The following is a 6,472-nucleotide window of genomic DNA, read 5'->3' as shown; positions in this document are numbered from 1 at the left end:
GCTCCCCTAGGAAAGCGTCCATCTGGAGCGGAATGTTTCAAAGAGGCAAGTTTTTTCCTATTAACTGGCGTCTTCTTTTTCTTCGTCGCCTACTGTATATTCATGCGTATCCAAATTGATGCGGACTTCCTGCATCTGGCCGCTGTCCATATTATTGAACAGGAAGCCGATTTCATTATCGCGCACGATTGGCTGACCCATGATCAGAAGGCCTGCCAGTTGTTCTTTATTGATATATGCCTGTAGGGCTTCTGTCTGTTTTGCTGATTCGGCGTCATTCAGGATCGTGATGCTGTCGGCTTCAGCCTGCAGCGGGAATGCCTGTCCCAGAGGGCCGCTGTAATTGATGTCGACTTTCATGCCTGTCCGGATATCACTCAGGACTTTCTCGGTTGTTTCGCTACCGTCGGTGGAATTCACCGCGACTTCTTCATCAAGTGAAAAATATATATTGTTGACGAGCACTTTATCGTTGCGGATCTGGGTAATAAAACCACTTTCCGTCATTTCTTTTTCTTCCTGTACGGCGACCGCTTCTTCTTTCGATTCCGTTTCGGCAGGTTTTGCTTCTTCATCCGTACACGCTGACAGGAAAAGCATGCCAGCTACTAATATACCCCATTTTTTCAATTCGTTTCATCCCTTTTCGTGTTAATCATGATGGTAAGACAGGACTTGCTGACGGCTATATTTTACACGCCTGCACGAATTGTTGCAATAAAAACAATTAGCTGTCTATTTATGCTTCTTTATAATAGAAAATACCGTCGTCGCCAAGGCGCTCCAGGATAAGCCCGTCTTCCAGAAGATAATCGATTTGGCCGATCGTTTCGGACAGCGTCAGCCCCAATTCCTTTTCATAGGCATACGGGAATAATTGCACAGTCAGATCATAGACCGTCTTTTCTTCGGAACCGATCAGCGCCAGAACTTTCATGGCCCGCTGATGCTGTTTGTCCAGTCGTTCAGCGACGAGTTCATGGACGTTTCTCACTTCTTCGCCGTGGCCGCTGTAAATCACATCAATCGGCATCTTCAGCAGACGCGAAAGGGACTCATTATATTGAAGCAGCGATTTAGGTCTGCCCATGGCGGGATCCATCGGAGGTTCAATCAGCGGATTGGAGGATACTTTCGCGATGACATGATCCCCTCCGATCATTTCACCTGTTTCTTTATTCCAGAATGATAAATGGCTTTGCGCATGCCCCAGCGTTTCCATGACTTCCCATTCCGGATGCCCCGGCAGTTTATCTCCCTCGTTGATCGACATATCGAGCGGCCGCGAACCCATCAGGCTGAGCGGGCGTTTCATGCGCTTGAGCCAGAACAGCTGGTCTTCCGGCACCCCTTCTTCTTTCAGGCGTTCAAGATAGAAAGCATCATGAAAATCGAAAAACGACTGGTCGCGCCGCAGCCAAAAATCATTGTAGGGATGGCCGTATAATTTTGCATTCTCAAAACCGTCAATCCATCCGGCATGATCCGGATGATGATGGGTCAGCACCACTTGCTCCACATCTTCCGGCCGGACACCTGCCTCGTTCAGGCCGAACAGGATCGCTTCCCATGCTTCAGGTGTTTTAGGTCCGGCGTCTACCAGTGTCAGCATGTCGCCTTTTAACAAAAAAGCATTTACGTCACCAACAGCAAAAGGCGTCGGAATGATTATTTTATGTATACTCAAATTTTTTCTCCCCTTAAAAATGAATGACTGTTCATCCATCATACCGTGAAATGACAGCGGCGTCACGCTTCAGCATAATTTGACAATCATTTTGGCGCTCAGTATAATCTGATGTAACGCCTTAAAGGGCAAAAACAGATGGTACAGCGGAAACAAAGCGTTCTCGTCCTTGAACAACAGGGATGATTACGCTTTTTATTTTGAATGAAGGAAGTGGTAAAAGATGAAGATTGTGTGTATAGGAGCCGGATCGATGGCGGAATCCATGATTCACGGATGGATCAACAAACGGATTATGAAACCGGAGGAAATATCCGTGATGAATCGCTCAGACCACGAACGTCTCGAATTTCTTAACGGTGAATATGGAGTCAATATTGTCGATGAAGACAAAACCGAGTTGAAGGACGCCAATTTTATCCTTTTGGCGATGAAACCGAAAGATGTGGCGGCTGCGCTCGTAGGCATCAGGAAAAAACTGACCGTCAATACGGTCATCATCTCTGTCGCAGCAGGCGTCTCCATAGAGACGATCCAGCGCCATGTCGGGAATTTTCCGGTTGCGCGGGCAATGCCGAACACATCTGCCCAAGTCGGCAAGTCGGCGACCGGCGTTGCCTGGAGCAAATATGTCACGGTGGAACAGCAGCATGAACTGCGAAAACTCCTCTCTTCAATCGGCAGTGTAACGGTTGTGGAAGAAGAACAGCTCCATGCGGTGACTGGCGTCGCAGGCAGCGGACCGGCTTATCTCTATTATTTTGCCGAAGCGATGCGGGAAGCCGGTGTTGCCACTGGATTGTCGGCTGCTGATGCACAGAAACTGGTGCGCCAGACCTTTCTCGGTGCCGCTGAAATGATGCAGCAGGAAGACTTTGCCGAATTGCGTGAGAAAGTGACGAGCCCGAACGGCACCACCGCAGCCGGTCTCCGGTCACTGGCTGAAAATAATTTCAAAGATATTATCGGGCAATGTGTCAGCGCGGCCACCGAGCGTTCACGGGAGCTCGGAAAGGAATTCAAATAACTCTTTCGCTATACTGTATATATGTATAAAGGAGGAAATTCTCATGGCTAAACTTTTTGAACCGCTGACAATGAAAAATGTGACTTTCAAAAACAGAATCGTGATGGCGCCGATGTGCATGTATGAGTGCGATAAAGAAGACGGCCATGTCACCGACTGGCACCGGATCCATTATCCGTCCCGGGCTGTAGGAGGCGCAGGGCTGGTCATTCTTGAAGCGACTGCCGTCCAGCCGCAGGGCCGCATTTCCGCCCGTGACCTTGGCATCTGGGACGACAGCCATGTCGACGGGCTTGCCGAACTCGTCCGCCTGATGAAACCGTACGGCGCGAAATCCGGCATCCAGCTTGCGCATGCCGGAAGAAAAGCGACAGTGGATGGAGATATCCATGCCCCTTCCGCCCTGCCGTTCAATGATTCCTACAAAACACCTGTCGAAATGACGAAAGCTGATATCCAGGAAACGGCAGAAGCTTTTCGGAAAGCCGCCGTCCGTGCAGACCGCGCCGGTTTCGATGTCATTGAACTGCATGCTGCACACGGATATTTACTGAACGAATTTCTGTCACCGCTGACGAATAAACGTTCAGACGCTTACGGCGGCACGCCGGAGAACCGTTACCGTTTTCTTCGCGAAGTCATCGATGCCGTCAATGAAGTATGGCATAAACCGCTGTTTGTGCGCATATCAGCGCATGATTATACGGAAGGCGGAATGACCCCCGAGCAGTATATTGAAATGTCCAAATGGATGAAAGAGCAGGGCGTAGACTTGATCGATGTCAGTTCCGGTGCTTTGGTGCCAGCGAAAATACCGGTTTATCCAGGATATCAGGTAAATTTTGCTGAAACCATCAAACGGGGAGCGGACATTGCGACGGGGGCAGTGGGTCTCATCACGAGTCCGCTGCATGCCGAGGAGATTCTGCAGAACGGCCGCGCAGATCTGATTTTCCTCGCACGTGAACTGCTGCGCGATCCTTACTGGCCATACCGCGCTTCAAAAGAACTTGGGGCAGAAATAGAGGTGCCGGTCCCTTATAAACGCGGCTGGATATAAGTCAGTTGCAATATAGACTGGATTTAGTATAATTAATGTAATGTAACACAAATAACCGAATGCTTTCGCATTCGGCCAGCTGTATGCCGCGTTCTTAGAGCGGTTGGCTGGAATTCCAGGCTTTAAATAACCGTCATTCCACGCCACATGGGACGGTTATTTTTTTTTATTTGTGACTAAAATCATTGAAATGATCAAGCTCAAGCCGCTGATTGTCAGCCCGATGCTTGTGAAAACCAATCCGAATGATTCGTAAACCGTCATATTACCACCCCCTTTCCTAGGGAATGGCCAAACCGCCCTCATACAGCTGTACCTTTATTTTACCATAAACCGAACGTTTGTTCTATTAATTCGTTGAATAAAATCAAAATATCCATTAAATGAAAAAAGCTGCATATCAACATGCAGCTTTTTCCAATATAAGAATTTATTTTTTTACTATCCTTTTTTCCTGCTTTTTCCATTCAAACTCCGAAAAGTCATACGCGATATAACTGTCTTCATGTACTTTGCGCATTTCTTTCGCCAGCCTTTTTTCATCTTCCGGCAGAAAACGCGCACTTAAGTGGTTGACGATCAATGTCCCTGCGTTAGCCTGCTTTGCTGTTTCGGCCGCTTCCTGGACTGTCGAATGGCCATATTCCCCTGCCAGTTTTTCTGTCTCACCATCAAAGGTTCCTTCATGTACCAGCACATCCGCATTTCGTCCAAGCTCTATCGCCGGCTGGCAAAAACGCGTATCACCAAGAATCGTCACAATAAACCCCTGTAGGCTGCTCTCAGTGACATCTTCGCTTTTAACTGTAGATCCGTCCTCCAGTTGAACATCCTGGCCACTTTTCAGTTTCGCCAGCATCGGCCCTTTAGGAACACCCAGTTCCTTCGCCCGATCGATCAGTAATTTCGGAGGCAGCGGTTTTTGTTCAATCCTGAAACCATAGGAAGGAATGACGTGATCAAGTTCAGCCGCAGTTACAGTCATTAAGTCATCTTCAAAAATAACCCCATCCAACTCTTCAATATAACGGATTGGATAATTGAGATGCGTCCGGCTGATGCGCAGAACGCTTTCTGTAAACTCCCGGATGCCGGGTGGTCCATAGATTTCGACCGGTTCATCGCCTCCCTGAAATGAACGCGATCCAAGCAGGCCCGGCAGGCCAAATATATGGTCGCCGTGAAGATGGGTAATGAAGATTTTCTCGATTTTTCTGGGTTTCAGGGTCGTATGCAGAATCTGATGCTGCGTCGCTTCGCCGCAGTCGAACAGCCACACCGTGCCCCGTTCTTCCAATAGTTTCAATGCCAATGCAGAAGTGTTGCGCAGTTTGGACGGCATGCCGGCCCCTGTCCCTAAAAATAATAATTGCATACTGTCCCTACTTTCTTTCCCTTTCATGGTCGTGGTCATCAAGAAAATCTTTGCTGAAACTGGTTTCTGAATTAAAATTCGATTTTCTCATTTTTGTTCCTTTTAATACCACGTTCCTGCCGAATTTCTTTTCCAGACTGGACATAAGTTCGAGAATCGGTTCATCTTTAAGATGTTCCTGAAAATTGAACAACGACAACTGCTCAGTCATTTCTCCTTTGTCCACCACATTTGAAACTGTAACGCCAACCAGCCGCAGCGGTTCTCCGTTCCAATGCTTTGTAAAAAGATGCCAGGCATTGCGGTTGATATCATCCGCTTTCCATACAGTGTTATTCAATGTAATGCTGCGCGTCCTGTTTTGCCAATCGGAACTTCGCGTCTGGATGCTCACAGTCGGGCCTGCCAATTCTTTGGCTTCCAGCCGTTTCGCGACTTTGTCACTGAGCTGCCGAAAAATCTTCTTCAAATTTTCTTCATCAGTTTCGTCAATCGGCAGCGTCGTTGATGTTCCCACACTTTTAGTATCATAAATGGAATCCGGATCAACAGCCCGGCTGTCGATTCCATTGGCGCGTGCCTGCAGCCGGATACCGTTTTTGCCCATCTTTTCTTTGATGAGGCCGCCGGGCGCCTGAGCCAGATCCCCGATTGAGAGAATGCCAAGTTTTTTCAGTTTGTCAGCTGTGCTGTCACCGATTCCGTGCATCTCGATTACCGGCAGCGGCCAAAGAGCCTGTTGGATATCCCTTTTGCGGAGAATGGTGATGCCCATGGGTTTTTTCATATCCGAGGCTGTTTTTGCCAGGAATTTATTGGGGGCGATGCCGATTGAACAGGGAAGGTCCAATTCATTTTTGATCCGCTGCTGAAGTTCCTGCGCCAGTTCCAATGCAGTCTGCTGTTCCAGCAATTCCGTGACGTCCAGGTATGCTTCGTCGATTGATACAGGTTCCACCTGCGTAGTATAGGAACGCAGGATGTCGAACATCGCTTTTGATGCTGCGCGGTATCGCTCAAAATTCGGCGGCAATAAAATAAGATCAGGATACTTCCGTTTCGCTTCATGCACCTGCATCGTTGTATAGATGCCGTGCGCTCTTGCTTCATAGGAACAGGTGACGATGATGCCTCGCCTTTCCTTCGGATTGCCGGCGATTGCCAATGCTTTGCCTTTTAATGAAGGATCATGCGACTGTTCCACTGAGGCGTAAAAGCTATTCATATCTATGTGTAATATAACTCGCCCAGCCATCACAATCGCTCCCGTTTCTTTTTATTTTTAGTGTAACAAAAAAGGAGAGAACATACATCCTGTTCTCT

At 48.1% G+C, this 6,472-nt stretch carries 6 protein-coding genes; 2 read left to right on the top strand and 4 right to left on the bottom strand.

What is annotated here, in order from left to right; all coding sequences use genetic code 11:
- Positions 1 to 60: 60 nt before the first annotated feature.
- Together KW93_RS15210 and KW93_RS15205 are read right to left on the bottom strand one after the other, a co-directional pair.
- The gene (locus KW93_RS15210) at positions 61 to 630 is read right to left on the bottom strand and encodes a hypothetical protein (RefSeq protein ID WP_033543898.1); all 570 of its coding nucleotides are present in this window, start codon (positions 628 to 630) and stop codon (positions 61 to 63) included.
- A gap of 109 nt (positions 631 to 739) precedes the next feature.
- Positions 740 to 1,687, bottom strand: coding sequence for an MBL fold metallo-hydrolase (locus KW93_RS15205; RefSeq protein WP_033543897.1), 948 nt, complete (start codon positions 1,685 to 1,687; stop codon positions 740 to 742).
- 223 nt (positions 1,688 to 1,910) lie between these two features.
- Between KW93_RS15205 and proC the strand changes: the two genes are divergently transcribed.
- The gene (gene proC / locus KW93_RS15200; RefSeq protein ID WP_081987040.1) at positions 1,911 to 2,714 is read left to right on the top strand and encodes a pyrroline-5-carboxylate reductase; all 804 of its coding nucleotides are present in this window, start codon (positions 1,911 to 1,913) and stop codon (positions 2,712 to 2,714) included.
- 43 nt (positions 2,715 to 2,757) lie between these two features.
- Positions 2,758 to 3,774, top strand: coding sequence for an NADPH dehydrogenase NamA (namA, locus tag KW93_RS15195; protein ID WP_033543895.1), 1,017 nt, complete (start codon positions 2,758 to 2,760; stop codon positions 3,772 to 3,774).
- Between the two features lie 430 nt (positions 3,775 to 4,204).
- On the opposite strand, the gene rnz is transcribed toward namA, so the two are convergent.
- Together rnz and KW93_RS15185 are read right to left on the bottom strand one after the other, a co-directional pair.
- The gene (gene rnz, locus KW93_RS15190; protein ID WP_033543894.1) at positions 4,205 to 5,149 is read right to left on the bottom strand and encodes a ribonuclease Z; all 945 of its coding nucleotides are present in this window, start codon (positions 5,147 to 5,149) and stop codon (positions 4,205 to 4,207) included.
- Positions 5,150 to 5,156: 7 nt separating this feature from the next.
- Positions 5,157 to 6,404: a DNA polymerase IV gene (locus KW93_RS15185; protein ID WP_033543893.1), complete on the bottom strand. Its 1,248-nt coding sequence runs from the start codon at positions 6,402 to 6,404 to the stop codon at positions 5,157 to 5,159.
- Between the last annotated feature and the right edge of the window lie 68 nt (positions 6,405 to 6,472).

It is taken from the genome of Planococcus sp. CAU13, assembly GCF_000775575.1.
GTDB lineage: Bacteria > Bacillota > Bacilli > Bacillales_A > Planococcaceae > Planococcus.
The sequence above is the reverse complement of the archived record's forward strand: the minus strand, read 5'-3'. Positions and strand labels throughout refer to the sequence as shown.

What these genes read in the sequence shown, in the direction of transcription:
- proC (WP_081987040.1), top strand. Translation starts at nt 1,911, where the DNA reads ATGAAGATTGTGTGTATAGGAGCCGGATCGATGGCGGAATCCATGATT.
- namA (WP_033543895.1), top strand. Translation starts at nt 2,758, where the DNA reads ATGGCTAAACTTTTTGAACCGCTGACAATGAAAAATGTGACTTTCAAA.
- rnz (WP_033543894.1), bottom strand. Translation starts at nt 5,149, where the DNA reads ATGCAATTATTATTTTTAGGGACAGGGGCCGGCATGCCGTCCAAACTG.
- KW93_RS15185 (WP_033543893.1), bottom strand. Translation starts at nt 6,404, where the DNA reads ATGGCTGGGCGAGTTATATTACACATAGATATGAATAGCTTTTACGCC.